The 26,354-nt window shown below is 68.1% G+C and carries 25 protein-coding genes; 14 read left to right on the top strand and 11 right to left on the bottom strand.

The window, feature by feature from the left end:
* Window positions 1–9: 9 nt before the first annotated feature.
* Window positions 10–1,248: a cytochrome P450 gene (locus N536_RS0108470; RefSeq protein ID WP_029113223.1), complete on the bottom strand. Its 1,239-nt coding sequence runs from the start codon at window positions 1,246–1,248 to the stop codon at window positions 10–12.
* A gap of 124 nt (window positions 1,249–1,372) precedes the next feature.
* On the opposite strand from N536_RS0108470, the gene purD reads away from it, so the two are divergent.
* Entirely contained in the window at window positions 1,373–2,641 is a 1,269-nt protein-coding gene (gene purD, locus N536_RS0108465; RefSeq protein WP_029113222.1) for a phosphoribosylamine--glycine ligase, read from the top strand.
* Between the two features lie 4 nt (window positions 2,642–2,645).
* Here purD and N536_RS0108460 read toward each other — a convergent pair whose 3' ends face one another.
* On the bottom strand, window positions 2,646–3,545 hold the full coding sequence (locus N536_RS0108460; RefSeq protein WP_029113221.1) for an alpha/beta hydrolase family protein: 900 nt from the start codon (window positions 3,543–3,545) through the stop codon (window positions 2,646–2,648).
* Between the two features lie 106 nt (window positions 3,546–3,651).
* Between N536_RS0108460 and N536_RS0108455 the strand changes: the two genes are divergently transcribed.
* Together N536_RS0108455 and N536_RS0108450 are read left to right on the top strand one after the other, a co-directional pair.
* On the top strand, window positions 3,652–4,284 hold the full coding sequence (locus N536_RS0108455) for a TetR/AcrR family transcriptional regulator (protein WP_036435778.1): 633 nt from the start codon (window positions 3,652–3,654) through the stop codon (window positions 4,282–4,284).
* A 16-nt stretch (window positions 4,285–4,300) separates the two neighbouring features.
* Window positions 4,301–5,728: an APC family permease gene (locus N536_RS0108450; protein ID WP_029113219.1), complete on the top strand. Its 1,428-nt coding sequence runs from the start codon at window positions 4,301–4,303 to the stop codon at window positions 5,726–5,728.
* On the opposite strand, the gene relZ is transcribed toward N536_RS0108450, so the two are convergent.
* Window positions 5,691–7,442 (bottom strand): bifunctional ribonuclease/(p)ppGpp synthase, encoded by a 1,752-nt coding sequence (gene relZ, locus N536_RS37775; RefSeq protein WP_051574325.1) that lies wholly within the window; start codon window positions 7,440–7,442, stop codon window positions 5,691–5,693. The genes N536_RS0108450 and relZ overlap by 38 nt on opposite strands.
* Window positions 7,443–7,484: 42 nt before the next feature.
* On the opposite strand from relZ, the gene purB reads away from it, so the two are divergent.
* Together purB and N536_RS0108435 are read left to right on the top strand one after the other, a co-directional pair.
* Window positions 7,485–8,903: an adenylosuccinate lyase gene (purB, locus tag N536_RS0108440; RefSeq protein ID WP_029113218.1), complete on the top strand. Its 1,419-nt coding sequence runs from the start codon at window positions 7,485–7,487 to the stop codon at window positions 8,901–8,903.
* Window positions 8,900–10,135 (top strand): cytochrome P450, encoded by a 1,236-nt coding sequence (locus tag N536_RS0108435; protein WP_029113217.1) that lies wholly within the window; start codon window positions 8,900–8,902, stop codon window positions 10,133–10,135. The genes purB and N536_RS0108435 overlap by 4 nt, the downstream gene beginning before the upstream one ends.
* 41 nt (window positions 10,136–10,176) lie before the next feature.
* Here the strand turns inward: N536_RS0108435 and N536_RS0108430 are convergent, their stop codons facing one another.
* Both N536_RS0108430 and N536_RS0108425 read right to left on the bottom strand, forming a co-directional pair.
* On the bottom strand, window positions 10,177–11,037 hold the full coding sequence (locus tag N536_RS0108430; RefSeq protein ID WP_029113216.1) for a type IV toxin-antitoxin system AbiEi family antitoxin domain-containing protein: 861 nt from the start codon (window positions 11,035–11,037) through the stop codon (window positions 10,177–10,179).
* 95 nt (window positions 11,038–11,132) lie between these two features.
* Window positions 11,133–11,750: a hypothetical protein gene (locus N536_RS0108425; RefSeq protein ID WP_029113215.1), complete on the bottom strand. Its 618-nt coding sequence runs from the start codon at window positions 11,748–11,750 to the stop codon at window positions 11,133–11,135.
* A gap of 30 nt (window positions 11,751–11,780) precedes the next feature.
* On the opposite strand from N536_RS0108425, the gene N536_RS0108420 reads away from it, so the two are divergent.
* Window positions 11,781–12,671, top strand: a complete 891-nt coding sequence (locus N536_RS0108420; protein WP_029113214.1) for a phosphoribosylaminoimidazolesuccinocarboxamide synthase — start codon at window positions 11,781–11,783, stop codon at window positions 12,669–12,671.
* On the top strand, window positions 12,668–14,809 hold the full coding sequence (locus N536_RS0108415; RefSeq protein ID WP_029113213.1) for a S9 family peptidase: 2,142 nt from the start codon (window positions 12,668–12,670) through the stop codon (window positions 14,807–14,809). The genes N536_RS0108420 and N536_RS0108415 overlap by 4 nt, the downstream gene beginning before the upstream one ends.
* Here N536_RS0108415 and N536_RS0108410 read toward each other — a convergent pair.
* A complete protein-coding gene (locus tag N536_RS0108410; RefSeq protein WP_029113212.1) occupies window positions 14,738–15,184 on the bottom strand; it encodes a DoxX family protein in 447 nt (148 codons plus the stop codon). The two genes, N536_RS0108415 and N536_RS0108410, sit on opposite strands and share 72 nt — an antisense overlap.
* 82 nt (window positions 15,185–15,266) lie before the next feature.
* On the opposite strand from N536_RS0108410, the gene N536_RS0108405 reads away from it, so the two are divergent.
* Window positions 15,267–15,821: a TetR/AcrR family transcriptional regulator gene (locus N536_RS0108405; protein WP_029113211.1), complete on the top strand. Its 555-nt coding sequence runs from the start codon at window positions 15,267–15,269 to the stop codon at window positions 15,819–15,821.
* On the opposite strand, the gene N536_RS37770 is transcribed toward N536_RS0108405, so the two are convergent.
* Window positions 15,818–17,395: a DHA2 family efflux MFS transporter permease subunit gene (locus tag N536_RS37770; RefSeq protein WP_051574324.1), complete on the bottom strand. Its 1,578-nt coding sequence runs from the start codon at window positions 17,393–17,395 to the stop codon at window positions 15,818–15,820. The two genes, N536_RS0108405 and N536_RS37770, sit on opposite strands and share 4 nt — an antisense overlap.
* Before the next feature lie 63 nt (window positions 17,396–17,458).
* On the opposite strand from N536_RS37770, the gene N536_RS0108395 reads away from it, so the two are divergent.
* From N536_RS0108395 to N536_RS0108385, 3 genes are all read left to right on the top strand, one after another.
* Window positions 17,459–17,953 (top strand): glutathione peroxidase, encoded by a 495-nt coding sequence (locus N536_RS0108395; RefSeq protein ID WP_029113210.1) that lies wholly within the window; start codon window positions 17,459–17,461, stop codon window positions 17,951–17,953.
* Window positions 17,954–18,022: 69 nt separating this feature from the next.
* Window positions 18,023–18,727 carry a DUF2334 domain-containing protein gene (locus N536_RS0108390; RefSeq protein ID WP_029113209.1) on the top strand — a complete coding sequence of 235 codons (705 nt, stop codon included), beginning with the start codon at window positions 18,023–18,025 and terminating at the stop codon, window positions 18,725–18,727.
* A 25-nt stretch (window positions 18,728–18,752) separates the two neighbouring features.
* Entirely contained in the window at window positions 18,753–20,399 is a 1,647-nt protein-coding gene (locus N536_RS0108385; RefSeq protein WP_029113208.1) for an FAD-binding dehydrogenase, read from the top strand.
* Window positions 20,400–20,406: 7 nt separating this feature from the next.
* Here N536_RS0108385 and N536_RS0108380 read toward each other — a convergent pair whose 3' ends face one another.
* The gene (locus N536_RS0108380; RefSeq protein ID WP_029113207.1) at window positions 20,407–21,060 is read right to left on the bottom strand and encodes an MBL fold metallo-hydrolase; all 654 of its coding nucleotides are present in this window, start codon (window positions 21,058–21,060) and stop codon (window positions 20,407–20,409) included.
* Between the two features lie 48 nt (window positions 21,061–21,108).
* Here N536_RS0108380 and N536_RS0108375 point away from each other — a divergent pair, with 48 nt between their 5' ends.
* The 3 genes from N536_RS0108375 (at window position 21,109) to purQ (ending at window position 22,765) form a co-directional block, all read left to right on the top strand.
* Complete coding sequence (locus tag N536_RS0108375) at window positions 21,109–21,777, top strand: hypothetical protein (RefSeq protein WP_051574323.1); 669 nt, start codon at window positions 21,109–21,111, stop codon at window positions 21,775–21,777.
* 65 nt (window positions 21,778–21,842) lie between these two features.
* On the top strand, window positions 21,843–22,094 hold the full coding sequence (purS, locus tag N536_RS0108370) for a phosphoribosylformylglycinamidine synthase subunit PurS (protein ID WP_029113205.1): 252 nt from the start codon (window positions 21,843–21,845) through the stop codon (window positions 22,092–22,094).
* A complete protein-coding gene (gene purQ / locus N536_RS0108365) occupies window positions 22,091–22,765 on the top strand; it encodes a phosphoribosylformylglycinamidine synthase subunit PurQ (protein ID WP_029113204.1) in 675 nt (224 codons plus the stop codon). The genes purS and purQ overlap by 4 nt, the downstream gene beginning before the upstream one ends.
* Here purQ and N536_RS0108360 read toward each other — a convergent pair.
* From N536_RS0108360 to N536_RS0108350, 3 genes are read right to left on the bottom strand one after another with little or no spacing between them, the layout of a single operon-like run.
* Entirely contained in the window at window positions 22,732–24,282 is a 1,551-nt protein-coding gene (locus N536_RS0108360; RefSeq protein ID WP_029113203.1) for a bifunctional 3-(3-hydroxy-phenyl)propionate/3-hydroxycinnamic acid hydroxylase, read from the bottom strand. The two genes, purQ and N536_RS0108360, sit on opposite strands and share 34 nt — an antisense overlap.
* The gene (locus N536_RS0108355; protein ID WP_029113202.1) at window positions 24,279–25,217 is read right to left on the bottom strand and encodes a fumarylacetoacetate hydrolase family protein; all 939 of its coding nucleotides are present in this window, start codon (window positions 25,215–25,217) and stop codon (window positions 24,279–24,281) included. The genes N536_RS0108360 and N536_RS0108355 overlap by 4 nt, the downstream gene beginning before the upstream one ends.
* Window positions 25,214–26,344 carry a VOC family protein gene (locus tag N536_RS0108350; RefSeq protein ID WP_029113201.1) on the bottom strand — a complete coding sequence of 377 codons (1,131 nt, stop codon included), beginning with the start codon at window positions 26,342–26,344 and terminating at the stop codon, window positions 25,214–25,216. The genes N536_RS0108355 and N536_RS0108350 overlap by 4 nt, the downstream gene beginning before the upstream one ends.
* Between the last annotated feature and the right edge of the window lie 10 nt (window positions 26,345–26,354).

Raw genomic sequence — 26,354 nt, 5'->3', positions numbered from 1 at the left:
CCCGGCGCGTCAGCCGCGGTAGGAGACCTGCAGATCCTTGACGCCGTTGAGCCACCCGGACCGAAGCCGTTGCGGCTCGGACACTTTGGCGATGTCGGGCAGTTGGTCGGCGATCTCGTTGAAGATCAGCTTGATCTCCATGCGGGCCAGGTTGGCGCCGATGCAGAAGTGAGCGCCGTTGCCGCCGAAGCCCAGATGCGGGTTCGGGTCACGCAGGATGTTGAACCGGAAGGGGTCGTCGAACACGGCTTCGTCGTAGTTGGCGGAACTGTAGAAGAGGCCGGCGCGCTGGCCCTCGCGGATGGTGACGCCACCGAGTTCGGTGTCGGCCAACGCCGTTCGCTGGAAGCAGTGCACGGGGGTGGCCCAGCGGACGATCTCGTCGGCCGCCGTCTCCGGCCGGTCCCGCTTGAACAGCTCCCACTGGTCGGGGTTTTCGAAGAATGCGTTCATTCCGTGCGTCATGGCGTTGCGGGTGGTCTCGTTCCCCGCGACCGCGAGCAGGATGACGAAGAATGCGAATTCGACGTCGCCCATCGATTCACCGTCGATGTCCGCTTCGACCAGGCGGGTGACGATGTCGTCGGCCGGGCAGCGGCGACGCTCCTCGGCCATGTTGTAGGCGTAGCCCATCAACTCGGCATTGGCGGCGGCGTAATCCGATTCGAAGTCCGGATCGTCGGTGTTCATGATCGAGTTGGTCCAGACGAACAACTTCTCCCGATCCGACTCCGGCACGCCGATCAGGTCGGCGATGGCCAGCAGCGGCAGGCGCATCGCGATGTCGTCGACGAAGTTGCCGGATTCCTTCTCCGCTGCGGCGGCGACGATTTCGCGGGCGGCCACGGCCAGCTTCTCCTCGAGCGTCGCGACCGCCCTCGGCGTGAAGAGCCGCGACACGATCTTGCGCAACCGGGTGTGCTCCGGCGCGTCGTGGTTGATCAGCAGCGCCTTGGTCAGCTCGAGTTGCTCCGCGTCGGTGCCCTCGGGCAGGCGCATGACGACACCCTTGCGGTTCGTCGACCACAGGTCGCCGTCGCGCGAAATGGCCTTGATGTCCTCGTGGCGGCTGATCACCCAGTAGCCGCCGTCGTCGAAGATCGACTCCGGCTGCTCGTTCCACCACACCGGCGCGGTCTTGCGCAGCTCGGCGAATTCGGTGACGGGGATGCCCTTGACCAGGACATCGGGGTCGGTGAAGTCATACCCGGCGGGCAGGAATGGACAGGCGTTCTCCGTGACGGCCACGGCGCACCTCCTCGTGTGACGTGAAGCACTTTTCCTAAGACCATACACCGTGCAGTCAAGTGTATGCCCGCAACTAGTGGGCATCGCCGACCCAGAGGCTGCGCTGCGATTAGGGTGGGCAACCGTGCGCGTCCTCGTCGTCGGTTCCGGAGCCCGTGAACATGCGCTGCTGCTGGCGCTGCGGCGAGATCCCGACGTGGAGGAGTTGGCGGTCGCGCCGGGCAACGCAGGCACCGCGATCATCGCCGACCAGTACGACGTCGACATCACCTCCGGCGAGGCCGTCGTCGAGCTGGCCCGTCGCCTCGGCTCCGACCTGGTGGTGATCGGACCCGAAGTGCCATTGGTGCTTGGCGTGGCCGACGCCGTCCGGGCCGCGGGCATCGCCTGCTTCGGGCCGAGCAGGAGCGCGGCGCGCATCGAAGGTTCGAAGTCGTTCGCCAAGGACGCGATGGCCGCCGCGGGCGTGCGCACGGCGACCAGTGAGATCGTCGACAACCCCGCGCATCTCGATGCCGCCCTCGACAGGTTCGGGCCGTCGGCTGGCGACCGGGCATGGGTGGTCAAGGATGACGGCCTCGCGGCGGGCAAGGGCGTCGTGGTGACCGCCGACCGCGATGCGGCCCGAGTTCATGCGGCGGCGCTGCTCGACTCCGGGCACCCGGTGCTGCTGGAGTCCTTCCTCGACGGTCCCGAGGTGTCGCTGTTCTGCGTGGTCGACGGCGAGACGGTGGTTCCCCTGTTGCCTGCGCAGGACTTCAAGCGGGTCGGCGACGGCGACACTGGACCGAACACCGGAGGCATGGGCGCGTACGCACCGCTGCCGTGGCTGGCCGACGAAGCGGTCACGGCGATCGTCGACGACATCGTCAAACCCGTTGCGGCCGAGATGGTTGCGCGCGGCTGCCCGTTCTCGGGTCTGCTGTATGCGGGGCTGGCGATGACGTCGCGGGGCCCCGCGGTGGTGGAGTTCAACTGCCGGTTCGGCGACCCCGAGACGCAATCCGTGCTGGCCCTGCTGGACAGCCCACTCGGGAAGCTGCTGTACGCCGCGGCGACCGGGGAACTGGACACACACCCGCCGCTCGTCTGGCGCGACGGCGCGGCCGTCACCGTCGTACTGGCCGCCGAGAACTATCCGGGGCGGCCACGTCTCGGTGACGTCATCTCCGGTTCGGAGGCCGACGGCGTGCTGCATGCCGGCACCACGCGACGCGACGACGGCGCCGTGGTGTCGTCGGGCGGGCGCGTGCTGTCGGTGGTGGGCACGGGCGCCGATCTGGCCGCGGCACGCGACGCCGCGTACACGCTGATTGGCGCGATCCGCTTGCCGGGCAGCCACTTCCGCACCGATATCGGGCTGGCAGCGGCTGAGGGCCGGGTCGGCGTTTAGCGGGTCAGGCGACCAGCAGCGGCGCCAGCCAGGCGATCTCCGCGGGCAGTTGCGCATTCCAGAACGCGCTGTCATGGCCGCCGGGGGAGAAGCCGCCCGCGGGCGGATTCGGCAACTGCGCGATGAACTGCTTGGTCGCCGAATAGAACGGATCCCCGTTGCCGCAGTCGATCCGAATCGGGATGGACGCCAACGCAGGCAGGCCGGAGACGCTGTTGGCGGCGAAGTCGTCGGCGCCGTCGAAGGCCCCGGGAGCCGTCGCGCCCGACGACGTCCACAACGCCGGGCTGACCGCGCAGATCGCCGCCGTGCGAGCCGGGCCCAGCCGGGCGCCGAGTAGCAGGGCGCCGTAGCCGCCCATCGACCACCCGAGGAAGCCGACCCGCGACGTGTCGAGTCCCTGTCCGGCCAACATCGGGATCAGTTCGTCGAGCACCATGGCGCCGGAGTTCTCGCCCGACGCGCGCTGATGCCAGTAGCTTCCGCCGCCGTCGACGGCGACCACCGCGAACGGCGGTAAGCCCGCCGCGACCGCCTGCGCCAGACCCGACTCGACGCCGCCGGCCATGACCATGGCGGCGTTGCTGTCCTTGCCGTGCAACGCGATCACTGGTCGGAGTGGACCCGTCTGGCCCGGTGGCCGCGCGATCGCCCAATTCGTGGCAACTCCGCCGCGCGCCGCCGAGATGAACGATCCGGTGACGTAGGTGGGCGCGGCCGTCGGCGCCGGTTCCGGCGGCGGGGCCAGTGGCGCACCGACACTCGTCATCGCCACCGGCGGCGTGCTGACCGCTGGACCGGGCAACGCGGACCCGAGCGCATAGGCGCCCGCCGCGCCGGCCGCGGCGCCGAGCCCGAGACGCAGAATCGCGCGACGGTCGAGGTCTGGCATGCGGGCCATCATGCCATCGAGGCTCCGGTCGACCCGCGTGGGGCGACTTTCCTGTGGAGAGGCTTAAGAGTGGCCGAAAGCCCGAAACCACACGGCCTTTGCTGGCAGAGTGCATCCTGTGAACGGAGCGGTCACTCCTAAGGGAGAGCGTCGGCGGTACGCGCTAATCAGCGCGGCTGCCGATCTGCTCTGTGAAGGTGGCTTCGACGCGGTGCGGCACCGTGCCGTCGCGCGCCGTGCGGGTCTGCCGCTGGCGTCGACCACCTACTACTTCTCCTCTCTCGACGATTTGATCGCGAAGGCCGTCGAACACGTCGGCCTCCGCGAATCCGAACAACTCCATTCGCGGGTGGCAGCGTTGTCGAAGCGCAAGCGCGGGGCCGAGTCCACCGCCGACGTTCTGGTCGATCTCCTCGTCGGTGATGGACCGGGAACCCGCGACGCCGAACAGTTGATCTCGCGCTACGAGCGCTACATCGCGTGCGCGCGCCAACCCAACCTGCGTGACGTGCAACGCCAAATCATGAAGCAACGCACCGATGCCGTGGTCGAGGTGGTGGAGCGATCCGGACGGTGCGTGCGTCCGGAACTGTTGACGGCGTTGGTGTGCGCCGTCGACGGCGCGGTCGTCGCCTCGCTGGTGGGCGTCGGCGAAGGTCCGCGCGCGACGGCGCGGGCCACCTTGGTCGACGTCATCGACGTGCTTGCACCGTTGACCGAAACGGCGCCGGTGGCGCTGAGCGTGGGCTGACCTGGGGGAGGACGTGATGGCGGAGACGGCGACAGTCGAGGAACAACCCGAACTCCGGCGGGTAATGGGTCCGGGACTGTTGCTGTTGTTCGTCGTCGGGGACATCCTCGGCACCGGAGTGTATGCGCTCACCGGTGAGGTGGCGGGGGAAGTCGGTGGGGCGGCGTGGATTCCGTTCCTCGTCGCGTTCCTGATCGCGACGGTCACCGCGTTCAGCTACCTCGAGTTGGTCACCAAGTATCCGCAGGCCGCCGGTGCCGCGCTGTATGCGCACAAGGCGTTCGGCGTCCAGTTCATCACGTTCCTGGTGGCGTTCATCGTGATGTGTTCTGGCATCACGTCGGCGTCCACGGCATCGCGGTTCTTCGCGTCCAACTTCTTCGAAGCGTTCGACTTCAGCTTGGGTACCGCCGGAATCGTCGCCGTCGCACTGCTTTTCATGGTGATGGTGGCGGTGGTGAACCTGCGCGGCGTCAGCGAGAGCGTCAAACTCAACGTGGTGCTGACCCTCGTCGAAGTCACCGGGCTGGCCATGGTGATCCTGGTGGGCCTGTGGGCCTTCACCGGCGGCAGGGCCGACGTCGACTTCTCCCGGGTGGTCGCGTTCGACACGGCGACGGACAAGGGCGTGTTCCTGGCAATCACCACCGCGACGTCGCTGGCGTTCTTCGCCATGGTCGGGTTCGAGGACTCGGTGAACATGGCCGAGGAGACCAAGGATCCGGTGCGGATCTTCCCGAAGGTTCTGCTGACGGGTTTGTCGATCGCAGGCGCCGTCTACGTCGTCGTGGCGATCGTCGCCGTGGCGCTGGTGCCCGTCGGAGTGCTGCAGGAGAGCGAGACGCCGCTCATCGAGGTCGTCAAGGCTGGTGCGCCGGGCCTGCCGATCGAGGACATCCTGCCGTTCATCTCGATGTTCGCGGTGGCGAACACCGCCTTGATCAACATGCTGATGGCCAGCAGGCTCATCTACGGGATGGCCAAGCAGCGCGTCCTGCCGCCGGTTCTGGGCACCGTCGCAGCGAGTCGCCGCACGCCGTGGGTCGCGATCGTCTTCACCACCGTGATCGCCTTCGGGCTGATCTTCTACGTCACCGCGTTCGCGAACAGTGAGGCGATCTCGGTGCTGGGTGGCACCACGGCGCTGCTGTTGCTCGCGGTGTTCGCGATGGTCAACGTCGCGGTGCTGGTGCTGCGTCGAGACGTCCGCGCTGACGGCGCCCACTTCAAGACGCCGACCGTGCTGCCGGTGATCGGGTTCGTGGCGTCGCTATATCTGGTGACGCCGCTGTCAGGGCGGCCCGCGCAGCAGTACGTGCTGGCGCTGATCCTGATCGCCATCGGCGTCGTGCTGTTCGGAATCACCATGCTGATCAACCGCCAACTCGGCATCCGCGGTGCTGGGATCAGCGATCCGACGCATCTGGCGGAGGCGCCGGACTAGCCAGGCCCGCACGCAATCGTTCGAACCTGTTCTCCAGCAACTCCTTTCGGTGCGCATTGCCGTGCAGATCGACGTACCGCTGCCCGAAGCTGGCCAGCAGTGCGTCGTCGAGGCGGCGCACCGCGCCTGCCGGGTAGCGGTAGCCCATCGCCAGGTTGATCGCGTCGCCGTCAACGCCGTCGAGCACCGTCGACAGCTCGTCGAGCGACGTGATGCCCAGCTCGAGCAGCAGCCCCGAAATCCAGCCGTAGTGATCGGTGCGGGACCAGCCGGCGTCGGCGTACCGGTTGCCCAGATAGGTCGCCAGCACCGGGGTCGCGATCCGTGGATCGGCCGATGTCTCCGCTTCGACGTCGATGGACTCGTCGTCGGTCATCGTGACGAGCAACCGCTCACGGATGCCGGTGAACTCGCGGTCGGCGAGCTCCAGAAGCCCCGCGGCGAGTGTGAATCTGCGGTCCAGATCGGGGGCGTGCTCGGCGGGAATCGAACCCTTGTAGCGGATGTCGTGCTCGAACTCCGCCCACGCGTGTTGCAACACGGTGCGCACCTGGATCGACGCCGGCTGCTGCTCTCCCTCCACCCCGACCAGAAGGTGCCGGCTGGCGTACCCCCATCGGCCCTCGCGCGCGGTTTCCAGACCCATGTCGCGATCGTCGAGCAGCCGCATCTCGTCGGCGAGCAGCGTGGCCACCGCGTCGACGTCCTCGCGCAGATAGGTGATGACGCGCAGGCCAACCTGGTCGGTGATCTCGACCAGCGGGTCGCTGTAGAGCCGCCGGTCGCCGACGATGCGGACGGCCTTGGCGGCGAACGACTCCACGCTCTTGGTGCGCGCGGTGATGCTCAGGTAGTTGATGCCCGCGTCGTCCAGCAGCGCCGTCACCAACTGGAGGTAGTGGTCGGTGGAGGCCACCAGGGCCGGGCGGCGGGCGGCGTACTCGGCGACGGCGGATTGGCTGCTGGGCTCGGTTTCGGTGCGCGGCGTCTTGACCCCGTGGGCGAGCGTCGGGGTGAGGATGTAGCCGGTTTCGAAGTCGCCGTAAATGGTCACGTCCTCGGGCCGGTGATACGAGTAGAGCGCGACGTAGGCGCAGACGACGGCGTCGACCGGGTCCTCGTCGAGGTCGAGTTGGCTCGGCCGCGTCGCCGCCTGCACCCGCTTGCGCAGTTCCACCCAGGTGATGTTGCGGTTCGCGCGCAGCCGAGGTGACGCCGTGTCGAGGTCCTCGATGAACGTCATCAGTCGGAGCAGCTCGCGCTGACGGTCCGCGAAGGATCCCCTCTTGTACTTGACCGTCTTCGCGAGACCGAACAGCACGATCGTCGCCGGATGCGGGTAGACCTCGATCGCGCGCCGATTCGAACCGGACGTCGGATCCATGTCGAGACCGAGCGCCGTGGCCAGCCGCGCGCCACGCGGATGCTTGAACTCGGGCTTGTCCGAGAACGCCGGCCGCGCCCCCGCCTCGAACTTCTGGAAGTCGGCGTTGAGCGCCTTCTCACACGGCCGCAGCCCCGTGGGATTGGGCACGATGAGCGGCGCATCGATCGCCACCAGGCAGTCGCCGGCCACGTACGGCTTGATCGCCGCCTCGATACCGGCGTCGTCGTGCGCTGCGCCGACGTGGACGAGCCTGCCGTCGGGCTCGACGACGGCGATGCCGGTCTGCTTCTTTTCGCCCCACGCCAGATCGAGGCCGATGAAGTACATGTGACATACCCTGCCGCACGGCGCCTCGTAAGCTGTGTCTTCGTGACGATTCCCAATGTCCTGGCCAACCGTTATGCCAGCGACGAGATGGTGGCGATCTGGTCGCCGGAGGCCAAGATCGTCGGCGAGCGTCGACTGTGGCTCGCGGTGCTGCGCGCGCAGGCCGAGCTGGGCGTCTCGGTGCCCGACGGCGTGGTCGACGACTACGAGCGGGTGATCGAGGACGTCGACCTGGCGTCGATCGCCGCCCGCGAGCGGGTGCTGCGCCACGACGTCAAGGCCCGCATCGAGGAGTTCAATGCCCTCGCAGGCCACGAGCACGTGCACAAGGGCATGACGAGCCGCGACCTCACCGAGAACGTCGAGCAGCTGCAGATCCGGCGGTCGCTGGAACTCGTCCACTCCCACGGCGTCGCGGTGGTGGCGCGGTTGGCCGAGCGGGCGGTGTTGTACCGCGACGTGGTGATGGCAGGCCGGTCGCACAACGTGGCCGCGCAGGCGACGACGCTGGGCAAGCGGTTCGCATCCGCCGCCGAGGAGACGCTGGTGGCGCTGGCGCGGTTGGCCTCGTTGATCGACCGCTATCCGTTGCGTGGCATCAAGGGGCCGATGGGCACGTCGCAGGACATGCTGGACCTCTTCGACGGCGACGCGTCCCGGCTGGCCGACCTCGAGCGTCGGGTCGCCGAATTCCTGGGTTTCACAAACGTTTTCACCAGTGTGGGGCAGGTGTACCCGCGGTCGCTCGACCACGACGTGGTGTCCGCTCTGGTGCAGCTCGGTGCGGGGCCGTCGTCGCTGGCGCACACCATCCGGCTGATGGCCGGCCACGAGCTCGTCACCGAGGGCTTCGCGCCGGGCCAGGTCGGCTCGTCGGCGATGCCGCACAAGATGAACACCCGTTCGTGTGAACGGGTCAACGGGCTGCAGGTGGTGCTGCGGGGTTACGGCTCGATGGCCGCGGAACTCGCTGGCGCGCAATGGAATGAGGGCGACGTGTTCTGCTCGGTGGTGCGCCGGGTGGCGCTGCCCGACGCGTTCTTCGCCGTCGACGGTCAGATCGAGACGTTCCTGACGGTGCTGGACGAGTTTGGTGCCTACCCGGCGGTGATCCAGCGCGAGCTGGACCGCTATCTCCCGTTCCTCGCCACCACCCGGATCCTCATCGCCGCGGTGCGCGCGGGCGTCGGCCGCGAGACGGCCCACGAGGTGATCAAGGAGCACGCCGTCGCGGTCGCGCTGGCGATGCGCGAGCACGGCGCCGAGCCGGACCTGCTGGACCGGCTGGCCGCCGATCCGCGGCTGCCGCTCGACGCTGCTGCACTGGACGCGGCGCTGGCCGACAAGCAGGCGTTCACGGGTGCGGCGGCCGAGCAGGTGGATGCCGTGGCGGCCGCGGTCGACGAGCTCGTGAGCCGGTATCCGGAGGCGGCCAAGTACACGTCGGGCGCGATTTTGTGACGCTGGCGGGCGCTCTGGCGGGGGTTGACTTCACCGACCTGGACAACTTCGCGTCGGGTTTCCCGCACGAGCTGTTCGCGGTGCATCGCCGCGAGGCGCCCGTCTACTGGCACCAGCCGACAGAGCACACCCCTGACGGCGAGGGCTTCTGGTCGGTGGCGACCTACGCCGAAACCCTTGCGGTGCTGCGTGATCCGGAGACCTACTCGTCGGTGACCGGTGGTTCTCGGCCCTTCGGTGGCACGCTGCTGCAGGACCTGTCGATCGCCGGCCAGGTGCTCAACATGATGGACGACCCGCGGCACTCGGCGATCCGCAGGTTGGTCAGCTCGGGCCTGACGCCTCGGATGATCCGGCTCGTCGAGGACGATCTGCGGTCGAGGGCGCGGACGCTGCTCGATTCCGTGCAGCCCGGTGTGCCGTTCGACTTCCTGGTCGACGTCGCCGCCGAGCTGCCCATGCAGATGATCTGCATCCTGCTGGGAGTGCCTGAGTCGGAACGGCATTGGCTCTTCGAAGCCATCGAGCCGCAGTTCGACTTCGGCGGTTCGCGCACCGCGCCGGTTGGGCAGATGTCTCCGGAGGAGGCCGGCTCGCGGATGTACGCCTACGGCCAGGAGCTGATCGCGTCCAAGCGCGCGCACCCGACCGACGACATGCTGTCGGTCGTCGCGAACGCCATGGACGACTCCGAGCCGACGATGTCGGATCTGGAGTTGTACCTGTTCTTTTCGCTGTTGTTCAGCGCGGGCGCGGAGACGACGCGCAACGCCGTCGCCGGTGGGCTGTTGGCGCTGCTGGACCATCCGGACCAGATGCGGGCGCTGCGCGACGATCCTTCTGGGTTGCCGGTGGCGATCGAGGAGATGGTGCGGTGGACCACGCCGTCGCCGTCGAAGCGACGGACAGCGACCCGCGACGTGGTGCTCGGTGGATGTGAGGTCGCGGCCGGGCAGAAGGTGCAGATCTGGGAGGGCTCGGCCAACCGCGACTCGTTGGTCTTCGCAGATGCCGACTCGTTCGACATCGCTCGTAAGCCCAACTCGCACTTGGGTTTCGGACAGGGTGTGCACTACTGCCTTGGCGCCAACCTCGCGCGCCTGGAGTTGCGGGTGCTGTTCGAGGAGCTGCTTGGGCGGTTCTCCTCCGCGCGACTGGTGAAGCCGGTTGAGTGGACCCGCAGCAACCGGCACACGGGCATCCGCCACCTCGTCGTCGCCCTCACCCCCTAAATACTCGCGATTTGTGGAGTGTCACCGGCGGTGAGCACCGGTCAGACGCCACAAGTCGCGCGGCGGACCTCGGCGATGACCCGTTCAGGTTGTTCAGTCAGGTCGAGCCAGGTGAACCGCAGCACTTGCCATCCCAGCAGCATCAATCGGTTTTGCCGGATGCGGTCGTTCCGAAAGTCCTCCGGGCTGGAGTGGAACGCGAACCCATCGACCTCACAAGCGACCTTGCTTGCCGCGAAGCCGACGTCGACGGCATAGCCCCCGACGGGGAGGTTCGCCACCCAACCGGTGATCCCTGCCTGCTTGAGCAGTCGTATGAGGATTCGCTCCGCTTCTGAACGGCTACCGTCGCCGGCAGCCTGGAGTAGCCGTCGCGCTCGAGGTGAACCATGCCGGCCCTTGTTGCGCAAATGTGCCCGCCACAGCGGAGATAAATCAGTGTGGCGCTGCAGTGCCGAGTCCAGAATCTTGGCGCCACCGCCGCGGCGGCTGGCCGCCTCGATCACCGTGAGCTCGAGCGATGTGACCCGGAGGCCTCGGCGCTCAACGACATCAGCGGCCTTGAGATCACGCCTGCGCAAGCGGGTACCTGGGCGATGCGCGAGTCGCCGATCGCGGGGAACCGTGACTTCGACTATGTCCGGCGGTAGTCGGAGCACACCGTGCCACCACGCGGCGGCCAGCCCGCTGGCTGCGGCATCGGCGCCGTAACTCCACACTGCGATGCGATACCTCGCAGCGTCGGTGTACTGGTGGTCTTCGGCGAAGAACACACCCGGAGTACATCGACGCCAGCGGCCGGAACGGATTAATCGATTGACCGCGTCCTGACTGAGGCCCGCATCTTTGGCCTGAGCAAGCGTGATGACGCCGTCTTGGTCGCGAAGGTAACCGTCGAGCACCTGTGAATTGACGCGTGCGGGGTCGCACGGGTTCCATTCTCCGCGGTTTGTGGAGTTTAAGCGGCGGTGGGCGCCGGTGAGACTCCACAAATCGGCTAGCGGCGGCGGGTGACTCCTGCCGCGCGCAGCTCCAGGTTGGCCAGGCCCCGGACGGCGATGGCGTCGTCGCGGCGCCAGGCGTTCACGGGGTCGATGCTGACCGCCGCGAGCTTGGCCAGCGGACGGTTGGCCAGCGCGCGCAGCGCCAGCAACTGCTCACCGGCCGGGGTGGCGGCCAGCGCGATCGCCGTCCACTTCCGCCGGAAGAACCGCACCCGCAGAAACAGCCACGGCATCGCGACCGCAAGGATCGGCGGCGAGGCCACCGCAAGCGCCAACACCCACGCCAGCCAGGTCGCCGTCGTGTCGAGGCTATGGCCCGCGCCGGCGATGTCGAGCGCCGCCTCGCTTGCCGCGCGCAGCGGCTTGCTCAGCGCGTCGCCGATCAGGGGCACGTCGTCGGCGCTGTCGCCCGCCGAGTTCAGATTGCCGGAGACGCCGTTGGCGCCTTCCTGCACCTGTCGGCCGACGGCGGCGATCGTCGACACCGCGGAGTGCACCGCCAGGCCGACGGACACCCAGACGGCGGTCCACGCGATGACGACGATGTCGCTGACCAACTGCGCGAGCAGCCGGGCAGGCGTGGTGGCGTACGGCAGATAACGGGACGTCATGTCGAAGATCTCAGCAGATAGTCTTGCCCGATGCGCCCACCTCTGACCGACTACGTGCATTTGGCCAGCGGCAAGGTTCGCGAGCTCTATCGGATCGACGACGACCACCTGCTGTTCGTGGCCTCCGACCGCATCTCGGCGTTCGACTACGTGCTGGACACGCAGATCCCCGACAAGGGCCGCATCCTGACCGCGATGAGCGTGTTCTTCTTCGACTTCATCGATGCACCGAACCACCTCGCAGGCCCGCCCGACGACGAGCGCATCCCCGCCGAGGTGTTGGGCCGTGCGCTGGTGGTGCGCCAACTCGACATGGTGCCCGTCGAGGCAGTGGCCCGCGGCTATCTCACCGGCTCAGGGATCATCGACTACCGCAACACCGGACGGGTATGCGGCATCGAGCTGCCGCCGGGGCTCACCGAGGCCAGCAAGTTCGCCGAGCCGCTCTTCACCCCGGCGACGAAAGCCGATCTCGGACAACACGACGAGAACATCAGCTTCGACGACGTCGTCGAGCTGGTGGGCGCGCAGCGCGCTGCCGAGGTGCGCGACGCCACGTTGCGGATCTACCAGCAGGCCGCCGAGCACGCCCTGACCAAGGGAATCATCATCGCGGACACCAAGTTCGAGTTCGGCGTCGACGAGCGCGGCACGCTGGTGCTGGCCGACGAGGTCTTCACCCCCGACTCGTCGCGCTACTGGCCCGCCGACGGCTACCAGGAGGGTGTCGTGCAGCCCAGCTTCGACAAGCAGTTCGTGCGCAACTGGCTGACGGGCCCGGAGTCGGGCTGGGATCGCGGCGGCGACGAACTGCCCCCGCCGCTGCCACCCGACGTTGCCGCAGCAACCCGCGCGCGTTACATCGAAGCGTACGAACGTATTTCGGGCCTCAGGTTCGACGACTGGATAGGAGTCGCATGACGGTCAACCCGCCGATCGCGAAACGGGGCGAGCACCGCCGCGAGCATCACGGCGACGTGTTCGTCGACCCCTACGAGTGGCTGCGCGACAAGTCGAACCCCGACGTCATCGCCTACCTCGAGGCGGAGAACGCCTACACCGACCAGCAGACGGCCCACCTGGCGCCGCTGCGGCAGAAGATCTTCGACGAGATCAAGGCCCGCACCAAGGAGACCGACCTGTCGGTGCCGACGCGCCGCGGCGACTGGTGGTACTACGGCCGCAGCTTCGAGGGTAAGCAGTACGGCGTGCAATGCCGTTGTCCTGTCGGCGATCCCGATGACTGGACGCCGCCCGAACTCGACGAGCACACCGAGATCCCCGGCGAGCAGGTGCTGTTGGACGAGAACGTCGAGGCCGAGGGGCACGAGTTCTTCTCGCTCGGCGCGGCCACCGTCAGCGTCGACGGCAAGACGCTGGCGTTCTCGGTCGACGTCGTCGGCGACGAGCGATACACGTTGAAGTTCAAGGATCTAACGTCGGGCGAGCTGTACGACGACACGATCGTCGGCATCGGCGCGGGCGCCACCTGGGCGGCCGACAACCGCAGCGTCTACTACGTCACGGTCGACGATGCGTGGCGGCCGGACACGGTGTGGCGGCACCGGCTCGGTTCCGAGCTGCCCGACGAGAAGGTCCACCACGAACCCGATGAGCGGTTCTGGCTGGCCGTCGGTCGCGCCCGAAGCGACAAGTACGTGTTCATCGCGGCGGGCAGCGCGGTGACCTCGGAGATGTTCTACGCCGACGCGGAAGATCCCGACGCCACCTTCACCTCCATCCTGCCGCGGCGCGAACTCGTCGAATACTCCGTCGAACACGCGGTGGTCGGTGGCGAGGACCGCTTCCTGATCCTGCACAACGACGGCGCCGAGAACTTCACCCTGGTCGAGGCGCCGGTCAGCGACCCGACGGCGTTCCGCACCCTGATCGAGCATCGCGCCGACGTCCGCCTCGACGCCGTCGACGCCTTCGACGGCCACCTCGTCGTGAGCTACCGCAGCGAGGCATTGCCCCGAATCCAGTTGTGGCCCATCCACTCCGACGGCCAATACGGTCAACCTGAGGAGATCACCTTCGACACCGAGCTGACGTCGTCGGGCTTGTCGGCCAACCCGAACTGGTCGGCGCCACGGCTGCGGGTGGCCACCACGTCGTTCGTGGTGCCGGTGCGCGTCTACGACATCGACCTCGCCACCGGTGAGCGGACACTGCTGCGCGAGCAGCCGGTGCTCGGCGACTACCGCCCAGAGGAATACGTCGAGCGGCGCGACTGGGCAGTGGCCCCCGACGGCGCCCGCATCCCGGTGTCGATCATCCACCGTGCCGGTCTGCAGTTCCCCGCGCCGACGCTGATCTACGGCTACGGCGCCTACGAGTCGTGTGAGGACCCACGCTTCTCGATCGCCCGGCTGTCGCTGCTCGACCGCGGCATGGCGTTCGTCGTCGCGCACGTGCGCGGCGGCGGCGAACTGGGCAGGCCGTGGTACGAGCACGGCAAGATGTTGGAGAAGAAGAACACCTTCACCGACTTCATCGCCGTCGCAGCGCATTTGGTGGGTACCGACGTGACGAGGCCGCAGAACCTGGTGGCGCTCGGCGGCAGCGCAGGCGGCCTGCTGATGGGCGCGGTGGCCAACATGGCGCCCGACCTGTTCGCGGGCATCCTGGCCCAGGTGCCGTTCGTCGACGCACTCACCACGATCCTCGATCCGTCGCTCCCGCTCACGGTCACCGAGTGGGAGGAATGGGGAAACCCGTTGGCCGACGCGGACGTCTACCACTACATGAAATCCTATTCGCCCTACGAGAACGTCGAGGACAAGAAGTACCCGGCCATTCTGGCGATGACGTCGCTCAACGACACCAGGGTGTACTACGTCGAGCCCGCGAAATGGGTTGCGGCCCTGCGGTATGCGAACGCCGACAACCCGGTGTTGCTGAAGACCGAGATGAGTGCCGGGCACGGCGGGATCAGCGGACGCTACGAACGCTGGAAGGAAGCTGCGTTCCAGTACGCGTGGGTGCTAGCCACCGCCGACCCCGACAACTACGGCAGCGGCGAGGTAGGCGACCTCTTCGGCGGTCCGAACGTCTAGCCGCGACGTCATCGACTTCGGCGGGTTGGGCATCCGCGCCGCGTAGACGTTGGCAGGGAACATCACCAGCATCAGCACGAAGAGGCAGACCGCGGCGGCGACGCGGGTGGGCGGGTAGAGCAGGCCCAAAGCACCGAGCAGTTCGAGCACGCCCGTCACGGTGACCAGCAGACCCGGCGCCGGGAGCCGCGGCGGCACGATCGCGATCATGTCGCGGCGCATCCCGGGCGCGAAGTGGGCCGCCCCGGTCATCGTGAACATCAGCGCCATGCCGACGGCAATGGCCGCCGGCCAGGAGTCGACGTACTCGACGCCGAGCCATCCCACGGTGCGCGCGGCGAGGCTGCCCAGAACGAGGGCGAGGAAGACGGCCATGGACGCTCCTTATCTAGACAGTGACAAGATGAGCGGTACCCACAATCTATCCACTGTCAAGATTCCGCGGTATGCTGGGCCCATGAGCCGGGACTCCTATCACCACGGCGATCTCAAGGCCGTGATCCTGGCCCAGGCCGCCACCCTGGTAGCCGAACGCGGCGCCGACGGGATATCGCTGCGCGAGCTGGCCCGGGTGGCAGGCGTCTCACACGCCGCGCCCGCGCATCACTTCACCGACCGCCGCGGCCTGTTCACGGCGTTGGCCACCGAGGGGTTCCGGCTGCTGGCCGAGGCGCTCACCGACGCGCGGCCCCGGTTCATCGACGCGGCCAAGGCCTACGTCCGGTTCGCGCTCGACCATCCCGGGCACTACGCCGTGATGTTCGACAAGTCCCTCTACGACGACACCGACGCCGACCTCGTCGCTGCCGCCGTGGCCGCGGGCGCCGAACTCAACCAGGGCGTCGGAACGCTCGGCGACCCGCATGCCAAGACCGACCCGCAAGGCGCCGCACTGGCGGCATGGTCTCTGGTGCACGGCTTTTCGCTGCTGTGGCTGAACGATGCGGTGGACAGGACGGGCGACCCGATCGCCACCATCGAGCGGCTGGCGACGATCCTGTTCGACGGTTAGGGCGCCACCATCGGAGTCGGGCCCTCGGCCCGCTTCTTCGGCAGGAACGCCGCCGGAATCAGCGTCGCGAGCACGAAGCCCACCGCCACCGCGAACACCACGGTGTACGCGTGCGCGAGATCGTCGGTCACCCGCGACATGAAGTCCGGCTGCAGCACCTGCGGCGGCAGGCGCGACGGGTCGGGCGGTACGCCGGTTCTGGCCGCCTCCTCACGCATGCCCGCGGCCCGATTCGCCGCCGAGACGTATGAGCTGGCGTTGAACTGGCTGGTCAGGATCACCGACATCAGCGCGCTGCCGATCGCACCGGCGACCTGCTGGTTGACGTTGATCAGCGTGGATCCGCGGGCCACCTGGTGCGGACCGAGCGCCTGCACCGCGGCACCCGACACCGGCATCATCGTGCAGCCCATGCCCATTCCCATGACCGCAAGGCCGATCATCAGCACCGGCGCGTACGCGTAGTGCTGGCTGACGCCGTAGGCGAACGTGCCCATGCCGATCGCGATCACCGTGATGCCGACGAGCACCACCCAGCCGGGCCCGCGCTTGTCCATGATCCGGCCGGCGATCGGCATCGTGAGCATCGCGCCGAGCCCCTGCGGGATGAGGTGCACGCCGGACTGCAGCGGCGTCTGGCCCAAGAGCTGCTGGAAATAACTCGGGAACAGCAGGCCGGCGCCGAAGAACGCGATGGCGAACAGCACCATCGTGGCGTTGGCCAGCGCGACGACCCGGTTCTTGAACAGTCGCAGGTCGATCAGCGGATGGTCGGTGCGGAACAGCGCGTGGAAGACGAATCCGACGATCAGCACCAGGCCGATCGCGGCGGGGACGTAGACGTGCGGGTCGGCCGCCGTGCCGCGACCGGGTATCGACGAGACGCCGTAGAGGAAGCTCGCCAATCCGGGGGAGAGCAACAGCACGCCGACGACGTCGAACGCCTCCGACGGCTGCGGCTCGTCCCTGCGGAAGACGACAAATGCGAGCACCAGTGCGAGCAGGCCGATCGGCAGGTTGATCAGGAAGATCCACGGCCAGCTGAACGAGTCGATCAACCAGCCGCCGAGGATCGGCCCTCCCATGGGACCGAGCAGCATCGGGATGCCCAGCACCGCCATCAGCCGGCCGAGCCGTTTCGGTCCCGCCTCCCGGGTCAGGATCGTGAACGTCAACGGCATCAACATGCCGCCACCGAGGCCCTGGATCACGCGGAAGGCGACGAGCATCGTGATGTTGGGCGCCATCGCGCACAGCAGCGAGCCCAGCGTGAAGAAGAACACCGACGCCATGAACAGCCGCTTGGTGCCGAACCTGTCGGCGGCCCAGCCAGTCAACGGGATGACGGTGGCCAGCGCCAGCGTGTACGCCGTCATGGTCCAGGCCACGACGGCCTGGGTGGTCTCGAATTCGGTGATGAACGTGCGTTGCGCGACGCTGACGACGGTGGTGTCGAGGATCGCCATCACCGCGGCGAGCACGCAGACACCCGCGATCTTCAGCAGACCGGCGTCCAGGTTCTCCGGGTACTCGTCGGGCGCGACGTCCGTCGGATTGTCGGTGTGATGAACCATGGCCCGCGGGTTTCCCGTTACCTAGCCTGCCAAACGACTTCTACCCCCGGTAGCGTCACGCACATGACGCAGCCCGTGACCGACATCGCCCTGACCACGCTCTCCGGCGAGCTCACCACGCTGGCCGAGTACGCCGACCGCGCGGTCCTGGTGGTCAACGTCGCCTCCAAGTGCGGCCTGACGCCGCAATACGCCGCGCTGGAGAAGCTGGCACAGGACTACGGCGACCGCGGTTTGGCGGTGGTCGGGGTGCCCTGCAACCAGTTCATGGGCCAGGAGCCGGGCACCGCCGAGGAGATTCAGACGTTCTGCTCGACCACCTACGGCGTGACGTTCCCGCTGCTGGCCAAGACCGACGTCAACGGCCCGGATCGGCACCCGCTGTACGCCGAGTTGACCAAGGCCGCCGACGCCGACGGCGAGGCAGGCGACGTGCAGTGGAACTTCGAGAAGTTCCTGCTGGCGCCCGGTGGCCAGGTGGTCAACCGGTTCCGTCCGCGCACCGAGCCCGACGCCCCCGAGGTCATCGGCGCCATCGAGGCCGTCCTGCCTGGGTAACACCGGATCGTCAACTCCCGCGCACGTGTCGTAAACCGTTGAGACACCTGGCGTTGCCATACTGCGGGGGTGGCTGGAGAACTGATCGTCTCGATCTCCGGGATCAAGGACGCGACGATCGACGACGTCGACGCCTTCCGTAGCGAGCTTGAGGCCCGTCGGGTGCCGGTGTCACTGCTGGTGGCGCCGCGGCTCAAGGGCGGCTACCGGCTCGACGCCGATCGGGCGACCGTCGAATGGCTGCGGCAGCGCCGCGCCGCCGGTGACGCCGTGGTCCTGCACGGCTACGACGAGGCGGCCACCAAGAAGCGCCGCGGCGAATTCGCGACGCTGCCCGCGCACGAGGCCAACCTGCGCCTGATGGGCGCCGACCGCGTCCTCGAACACGTCGGCCTTCGCACCCGGCTGTTCGCCGCACCCGGCTGGACGGTGTCGCAGGGCGCGATGATTGCGTTGCCGCGCAACGGCTTCCGTCTCGTTGCCGGCATCGGCGGGGTCACCGACTTGGTGCGTCAGACGACGGTCCGGTCGCGCGTGCTCGGCATCGGCGAAGGCTTCCTCACCGAGCCGTGGTGGTGTCGGACTCTGGTGCTCGCGGCCGAGCGCACCGCCCGCCGCTCCGGCACCCTGCGCCTCGCGGTATCCGCCAAGCAGCTGCACAAGCCGGGCCCGCGCCAGGCGCTGCTCGACGCCATCGACCTCGCCCTCATGCATCGGTGCGCGCCCGCCGTGTACCGCTGGGCACCCAAGCCGGCATTGACGGACGCCGCCTGACCCGTGACGGCTAACGTGGCATCTCATGGCTGATGCTGACGTCATCGTGGTGGGAGCGGGGCTCGCGGGACTGGTCGCCGCATGCGAGGTAATCGACCGCGGCCGGTCGGTCCTGATCGTCGACCAGGAGAACGCGGCGAACCTGGGCGGGCAGGCGTTCTGGTCGTTCGGCGGGCTGTTCTTCGTCGACAGTCCCGAACAGCGCAGGGTCGGCATCCACGACAGTCACGAGCTGGCGTTGCAGGACTGGCTCGGCACCGCCGGGTTCGACCGGCCCGAGGACCACTGGCCCCGCCAGTGGGCGCACGCGTACGTCGACTTCGCCGCTGGCGAGAAGCGCAGCTGGTTACGGGAGCGCGGACTGCAGACGTTCGCGCTCGTCGGCTGGGCCGAGCGGGGCGGATACGACGCCCGCGGGCACGGCAACTCGGTGCCGCGCTTTCACATCACGTGGGGCACCGGGCCAGCCATCGTCGACATCTTCGCCCGACGGCTGCTGGCCGCAGGCCCCAAGGTCCGCTTCGCGCACCGCCACCGCGTCGACGAGCTGGTGGTCGAGGGTGGTGCGGTGACCGGTGTCCGCGGCGCGGTACTCGAGCCGACGTCGGCCGCCCGCGGTGTCGCGTCCTCCCGAACTGCCGTGGGAGAGTTCGACTTCCGTGCATCGGCCGTGATCGTCGCCAGCGGTGGCATCGGCGGCAACCACGACCTGGTGCGCAAGAATTGGCCGCCCCGGATGGGACGGGTGCCGGAGCAGTTGCTCAGCGGCGTGCCCGCGTACGTCGATGGCCGGATGATGCAGATCAGTGAGTCCGCGGGCGCTCGCGTGATCAACGCCGACCGGATGTGGCACTACACCGAGGGCATCACCAACTACGACCCGATCTGGCCCATGCACGGCATCCGGATCCTGCCAGGGCCGTCTTCGCTGTGGCTCGATGCGACCGGAAAGCGCCTGCCCGCACCGCTTTACCCCGGGTTCGACACCCTCGGCACGCTGGAGTACATCGCGCAGACGGGCCACGACTACACCTGGTTCGTGCTCAACGCCAGGATCATCGAGAAGGAGTTCGGGCTGTCGGGTCAGGAGCAGAATCCGGACCTGACCGGCCGCAGCGTGCGGGAGGTGCTGGCCAGGGTCAGGCCGGGCGCGCCGGCCCCCGTGCAGCGCTTCGTGGACCGCGGGGTCGACTTCGTCACCGCAAACTCCTTGCGGGACTTGGTGTCCAAGATGAACGACGTGCCCGACGTGGAGCCGCTGGACTACGCCACGGTCGAGGCCGAGGTGACCGCCCGCGACCGCGAAGTGGCCAACAAGTTCACCAAGGACAGCCAGGTGACCGCCATCCGCGGGGCGCGCAACTACCTCGCCGAACGCTTCACGCGCGTCGTCGCTCCGCACCGAATCACCGACCCGAAGGCCGGCCCGCTGATCGCGGTCAAACTGCACATCCTGACGCGAAAGTCGTTGGGCGGACTAGAAACCGACCTCGACGCGCGGGTGCTGAAGCCGGATGCCACGGTGTTCGACGGCCTGTACGCCGCGGGCGAGGCTGCCGGCTTCGGCGGCGGCGGGGTGCACGGTTACCGCTCGCTGGAGGGCACCTTCCTCGGCGGCTGCGTGTTCTCGGGCCGCGCCGCTGGGCGCGCCGCCGCACGCGACACCGCCTAGCCGCGCACTAGAACTCCGTACCGTTCTCGGGGTCGAGCACCTGGAAGTCGGTGTCGGTCATCTCGGACAGGCGTCCGTAGTAGATGCCGCGGGCGCCGGGATCGATGATCCCCTGGTGGATGGGCACCGCGCGGGTCGGCGCCACCGCGCGCAGGTAGTCCACCGCCTCGGAGATCTTCATCCACGGGGCGGCGGCAGGCACGGCCAGCACGTCGACCGGCTCGCCCGGCGCGAACAGCGCATCGCCGGGATGCATCAGCCGGGCTGCGTGCACGCCGTCGCCGACGAGGTAGGAGATGTTGTCGATCACCGGAATCTCGGGGTGGATCACCGCGTGGCGTCCGCCGACCCCGCGGACGGACAGGTGCCCGATGCTGAACTCGTCGCCGACCCGAACTGCCGTCCATGGGTCGCCGAGCTGGGCGGCCGTCTGCGGATCGGCGTACAGCGCGGCCTGCGGATTGGCCTCGATCAGCGCGGGCAGGCGTGCGGTGTCCGCATGGTCGGGATGCTGATGCGTGACGAGGATCGCGGACAACCCGGTAATGCCCTCGAATCCGTGCGAAAAATTGCCGGGATCGAACAACACCGTCGTATCGGTGCCCGATTCGTCAGGAAAACGCGCGAGCAGGCATGAATGTCCGAAGTGCGTGAGCTGCATACCTATATTGTGGCGCGCATTGGGCGTGGCGGGGGGTGCGACGTGCGAATGATCTTCGCGTCGGCGTTGGTGGTCTGCGGGACCATCAGCGGGGTGCTCTGCGCGACGGCGCCCGCCCTCGCCGGGCCGGGCAACTGCCCGCCGTTCTGCGACGGCATCCCCGATTCGGCCTGGATCGCGCCGGGTGACGTGCCGCTCGCCGACGTCTACCGGTGGCCGGGTCTGGCCGGGCTGGCGACGAGCGCGCCAGCGCCGACGTTCCGCTTCGAGCAGACGTGCGCGTCACCGCCGGTCGGGGCGGATCCGCGCACCTACGCCGTCGCCGCCATGGCCCAGGTGACTCAGCCCATTGGGCAGTGGCAACTTCAGGTGCAGGTGCTGCACTGGCGCGGCGACGCCTGGCAGTCGGGGCAGACGGCCGACGCGGTGCTGCAGACCGCGCTCGGTCGGCTGAGGGACTGCGGAGTGACGTCGCCGCGGACGTCGCCGTCGATCACCACCGAGCAGCCCGGCACGGTGGCCGCGGTCATCAGCAGCCCGGGCCAGGAGGTGTTGCGCGAATACCTGCTGGTCGACGCCCGCAGCGGCACGCTCGTCGAGTTGGCGATGTGGACGGCGTTGCCGCAGGCGGTGCCGTGGCGCTCGACGCCCGATCCGGTGATCTTCGACGCGCTGGCCGCCCCGCTGTGCGCGGCGTACGCCCGCTCGTGCCGGTGACTCGCGGCAGTCGTCACCGCCGGTAGAGTGGGCGCCGGTTGATTCGTCAGACTTAAGGAGCGCGCGTGGCCCGTGTCGTAGTGCACGTGATGCCGAAGGCCGAAATCCTCGATCCGCAGGGCCAGGCGATCGTTGGGGCGCTCGGCCGCCTCGGCGTGGCAGGCATCTCCGATGTCAGGCAGGGCAAGCGCTTCGAGCTCGAGGTGGCCGACGACGTCGCCGACGACACCGTCGCCGAGATCGCCGAGTCCCTGCTCGCCAACACCGTGATCGAGGACTGGACGGTCACCCGCGAACCTGCGGGAGATCCGCAGTGAGTGCGCGCGTCGGCGTCATCACCTTCCCCGGCACGCTCGACGACGTGGATGCGGCGCGTGCGGTGCGGCTCGCAGGCGCCGAACCGGTCAACCTGTGGCACGCCGACGCCGATCTGAAGGGCGTCGACGCGGTCGTCGTCCCCGGCGGCTTCTCCTACGGCGACTACCTGCGCTGCGGCGCCATCGCGAAGTTCGCGCCGGTGATGGGCGAGGTCATCGACGCCGCCGGCCGCGGATTGCCGGTCTTGGGGATTTGCAACGGTTTTCAGGTGTTGTGCGAGGCGGGCCTGCTGCCCGGGGCGCTGACCCGCAACGCCGGGCTGCACTTCGTCTGCAAGGACCTGTGGCTCGAGGTCGTGTCGAATTCGTCGGCGTGGACGACGCGCTACGAGGTCGGCGCCGACCTGCTGGTGCCGCTGAAGTCGGGTGAGGGTCGCTATGTCGCAACCGAAGACGTGCTCGACGAACTCGAGGGCGACGGCCGCGTGGTGTTCCGCTACCGCGACAACCCCAACGGCTCGATGCGCAACATCGCGGGCATCAGCTCGGCCAATGGCCGCGTGGTCGGCTTGATGCCGCACCCCGAGCACGCCACCGAGGCGCTCACCGGGCCGTCCGACGACGGGCTGGGGCTGTTCTACTCGGCGCTGGACGCCGTGCTCGCCGCCTGAGTAGCGCCGCGAAACCGGGGGACGAGCCCGCACAGAACACCCACGCTTCGGCCCGCACACATGACGGTGCGGTCGGGTCGGACGACGGCGACGGTGGCACGACTGCGGCGCAACCACCTCTCCAGTTCGCTGCCCCGTTCGGTGACGTGCACGACGACGCCGCGTTCGGTGAGCAGGGCGCGCTCGGACGGTGTCGGCCGGACGGTGGTCACGACGCCGAACCCGTTGCCCAGCAACGTGTCCAGCCGGGCACCGTCGCCCAATACGGGATTCGGGCACAGCGTGCCCGCCAACTGCCCCGGCATGCGACGTTTGAGCACCGACGCCGATCGGCGCAGCGCAGGTGTCCTGCCGGTGACGATCTTCGCCCGCAGGCCGGGAATGAGATGCAAACGCGGAGCAACGGTGCGCCTGACGGCGCTGCCGAACCGGCCGCCCGCGGTCATCGCCCATCCGATTCCGAGAGCAAGGCGGATCATCGTGCGAGCGTGCGGCTTTCGCTCCTGCTCGTAGGTATCCAGCACACTCGCGGGGAAGTCACCCGTGATCACACCTGCCAGTTTCCAGGCGAGGTTCATTGCATCGCGAAGTCCCGCCCCCATGCCCTGCCCGATGAACGGCGGTGTGAGATGGGCGGCATCGCCAAGCAGAAAGACGTTCCGATCCCGCCATCGCTCGGCGATCTGCGCGCGAAACGTGTACTCGGTGATCCGCACCACCTCGAGGTCGTTGTCGGGTATGTCCTTGACCCAAGGCGCAATCAGCCCGTGAAGGGCTCCGTGCGTGCCGTAAACGTCGGCGGTTTCGTTTGGTAACAGCCGGAACTCCCAGCGGTATCGACTCGGTCCGATCCGCATGTACGTCGCGGCGCGGTCCGGATTGCACACCTGGTGCACGCCGTCCCACTGGTCCAACTCGGCCTCGGTGACCACGTCGGCCACCAGCCACCGCTGCTCGAACCGCAGATCCTCCATCCCCACCCCGATGGACGAACGCACGATGCTGTTGGCCCCGTCGCAACCGAGAACATAGCCGGCGTCGACGACGTGCTGCTCGCCCGTCAGCCGATCGGCGAACGTCACCCGGACGCGACCTGGTTCGTGCTGGGTGATGCCGGTGACTTCCGAATTGCCCCGAACCTGCACGTTGGACCGTGTCTTCACGTTGTTGCGTAGCAGCGCTTCCAGTTCGGGTTGGTCGAACATGTTCGCCTGGGGAAAGCCGTGCACACTTTCGCCTGGGGCACGGTGAAATTCGGCTAGTACACGTAGCTCGCGGTCGAGCAATCGCAGGCCGAGCGCGGGCCGGGAGATTGCGGCGAACTCCTCGGCCACGCCGATGCGCGCGAGGAGGCGGTAGATCTCGTCGTCGAGATGCACCGCGCGGGGTTGCGGGTACACCCCGTCCCACCGGTCGAGGACGAGACTTGAAATGCCGTAATCGGCAAGCAAAGTAGCCGCTGTGACGCCAGTCGGCCCGGCGCCGACGATGACGACGGGTACGACATCCGGAGTCACGCGTATTTCACCGCGGTGCGTTGGGTGCCGAGATCGATGCTGCCGTCGTCGGTCGCCACCGAGAGCTCGACGACGTCGCCGTGCTGCAGGTACTTCGGGTTGTCTGCCTGGCGCTTGAAGAAGGCTTTCCACTTCACCGCCGGCGGCAGCAGGGAACCGATGATCTCGATCGGTTTCGGCGGCGCACTCAGGGCAGTGCCTGCGGGCGTGCCGGTCAGCACCAGATCGCCTGCGGTGAGGTCCTGGAAGCGCGCCAAGGACTGCAGCGCTTGCAGCGGCCCGTACAGCATGTCGCCGTCGACGAGCATGTTCTGCCGCACCTCGCCGCTGACCCGCGTTTGTAGTCGCAAGTCTCCGAAGCGCTTCAGTTCGTCGGCGTCGAGCAGCACCAGGGCGGGGCCGACGGGGGTGAACGTCGGGTAGGACTTGGCCTCGTAGAACTGCGTTTGGGGGAGCTGAACGTCGCGCGCCGAGACGTCGTTGGTGACGACCAGGCCGGCGATGAAGTCCGGGAGGTTCGCCTCGGTGATCTCGGTGCCGACGGGAATGTCGCGGCCGATGACCAGGCCGATCTCGACCTCGTAGTCGAGGAACTTGACGTGCGCCGGCTTGACGATGTCGTCGAACGGGCCACAAATCGAGCCGGACGTCTTGCGGAAGAAGGTGAGCGGGACCGTCTTTGGGTCCATGCCGGCATCCTTGACGTGCGAGACGAAGTTCGTCATCTGCGCGACGACGCGGCACGGGGCGGTAACGGGGGAGAGGAGGGCAAGGCTGTCGACCGGCACGGTGTCGGCGCTGTGGGTGGCCTCGTCGATGGCGGCGCGGTCGGCAAGGAGCTCGCCAGTCGTCGTCGCGGTGGTAGCGATTCTGGCTGCGCCGGTGGACGTTTGAACCCACCACGCGTCGTTGGTCCGCAGGATCGAAATGGTCACGACGTGGCTGCTTTCAGTAGACCGCGTAGGCGGGTGAGGGTGAACTCGTTGTCGCCGCGAAGGGCAGCCACGATCGAACGCGCCTCGGACGGAAGGGATCTGGGGGTGGTGCCGAGGAAGTCCTTGGTGACGGGTGGACCCCACTGCGACAGGCCGGACGCGGTGAACGGCGCCCAGCCGGGTTCGAGCGTGTCGTCGAACATGTCACCATCGGTGAAGTGCTCGACGAGGAAGCCGTCCGGGTCGCGCCAGTAGTCGAACAGCTGGCTGCCCTCGATGTGGCGGCCGATACCCCACGACCGGTGATAGCCCCGATCGCGCAGATACTCGCCGCCGGCAGCCAGCGCGTCGAGGTCGCTCACTTGGTATGCCGAGTGCAGGTAGCGGTTGGTGGGGCCGAGCGCCATGGCCAGCGTGTGGTGATCTGCGGGTGTGCTGCCGCGGTCGCATCGGATGAAGCTCATCACCGGCCCGCGGTCGCGCTGACCCGGGAAGTATTGGAAGTCACTGACGATCATCCCCAGGTTATCGAGGTACCAGTTCACGGCTTCGGTGAATCTCGTCGTCTGCAGTACGACGTGGCCAAGCCGCTGGACGGTGGCCGGCTGGCGGGGTGGGCGCTGGGTGCGGTTGAAGCGGTGAAGCTCTTCGCCGACGTTGAAGGTGAGGGGTTGTTGCGTTGGGAGCGTGGATAATTCGTGCATTCCCGCGACAACGTGGACCGGAATGCCGCTGGGATCCACCAGATCTGCCGACACGCCGCCGATGGCTTCCGGGAGCGGTCGGACGGGCACTCCGGAGGCTTCTGCGAGCCGCAGGACGTCAACCTCGTCGGCCGCCTTGAACGCCACACCGGTGAACCGTGACACCGCGCCACGGCGCAGGATGACGCACTGCGCGCCTGGGTCGGCGCCGCGCAACCAGACCTGCTCGGGTGTGCGGGACCCCGTGGCGAAGCCGAACGCCCTGGCGAACGTCTCGGCACGCGTCAGGTCGGGTTTCTCGAACTCGAGCCACGCGATGTCCTCGACCTTGATCACGGGGTTGCGAGACCGTCCGGGGTGCTCGCCCCGGCGGGCGCCGCGCTCGCTGTGCAGGTCATTGTGGGCGCCGACCATCTCATCCATGTCCCGTTCC

The organism is Mycobacterium sp. URHB0044 (genome assembly GCF_000620625.1).
In the GTDB taxonomy this organism is placed as follows: Bacteria; Actinomycetota; Actinomycetes; order Mycobacteriales; family Mycobacteriaceae; genus Mycobacterium.
The sequence above is the reverse complement of the archived record's forward strand: the minus strand, read 5'-3'. Positions and strand labels throughout refer to the sequence as shown.

Excerpts from the sequence above, each read along its gene's own strand:
- N536_RS0108460 (WP_029113221.1), bottom strand. The coding sequence starts at position 3,545 with ATGATGGCCCGCATGCCAGACCTCGACCGTCGCGCGATTCTGCGTCTC.
- N536_RS0108450 (WP_029113219.1), top strand. The coding sequence starts at position 4,301 with ATGGCGGAGACGGCGACAGTCGAGGAACAACCCGAACTCCGGCGGGTA.
- relZ (WP_051574325.1), bottom strand. The coding sequence starts at position 7,442 with ATGTACTTCATCGGCCTCGATCTGGCGTGGGGCGAAAAGAAGCAGACC.
- N536_RS0108425 (WP_029113215.1), bottom strand. The coding sequence starts at position 11,750 with ATGACGTCCCGTTATCTGCCGTACGCCACCACGCCTGCCCGGCTGCTC.
- N536_RS0108420 (WP_029113214.1), top strand. The coding sequence starts at position 11,781 with ATGCGCCCACCTCTGACCGACTACGTGCATTTGGCCAGCGGCAAGGTT.
- N536_RS0108415 (WP_029113213.1), top strand. The coding sequence starts at position 12,668 with ATGACGGTCAACCCGCCGATCGCGAAACGGGGCGAGCACCGCCGCGAG.
- N536_RS0108410 (WP_029113212.1), bottom strand. The coding sequence starts at position 15,184 with ATGGCCGTCTTCCTCGCCCTCGTTCTGGGCAGCCTCGCCGCGCGCACC.
- N536_RS0108405 (WP_029113211.1), top strand. The coding sequence starts at position 15,267 with ATGAGCCGGGACTCCTATCACCACGGCGATCTCAAGGCCGTGATCCTG.
- N536_RS37770 (WP_051574324.1), bottom strand. The coding sequence starts at position 17,395 with ATGGTTCATCACACCGACAATCCGACGGACGTCGCGCCCGACGAGTAC.
- N536_RS0108395 (WP_029113210.1), top strand. The coding sequence starts at position 17,459 with ATGACGCAGCCCGTGACCGACATCGCCCTGACCACGCTCTCCGGCGAG.
- N536_RS0108385 (WP_029113208.1), top strand. The coding sequence starts at position 18,753 with ATGGCTGATGCTGACGTCATCGTGGTGGGAGCGGGGCTCGCGGGACTG.
- N536_RS0108380 (WP_029113207.1), bottom strand. The coding sequence starts at position 21,060 with ATGCAGCTCACGCACTTCGGACATTCATGCCTGCTCGCGCGTTTTCCT.
- N536_RS0108375 (WP_051574323.1), top strand. The coding sequence starts at position 21,109 with ATGATCTTCGCGTCGGCGTTGGTGGTCTGCGGGACCATCAGCGGGGTG.
- N536_RS0108350 (WP_029113201.1), bottom strand. The coding sequence starts at position 26,344 with ATGGATGAGATGGTCGGCGCCCACAATGACCTGCACAGCGAGCGCGGC.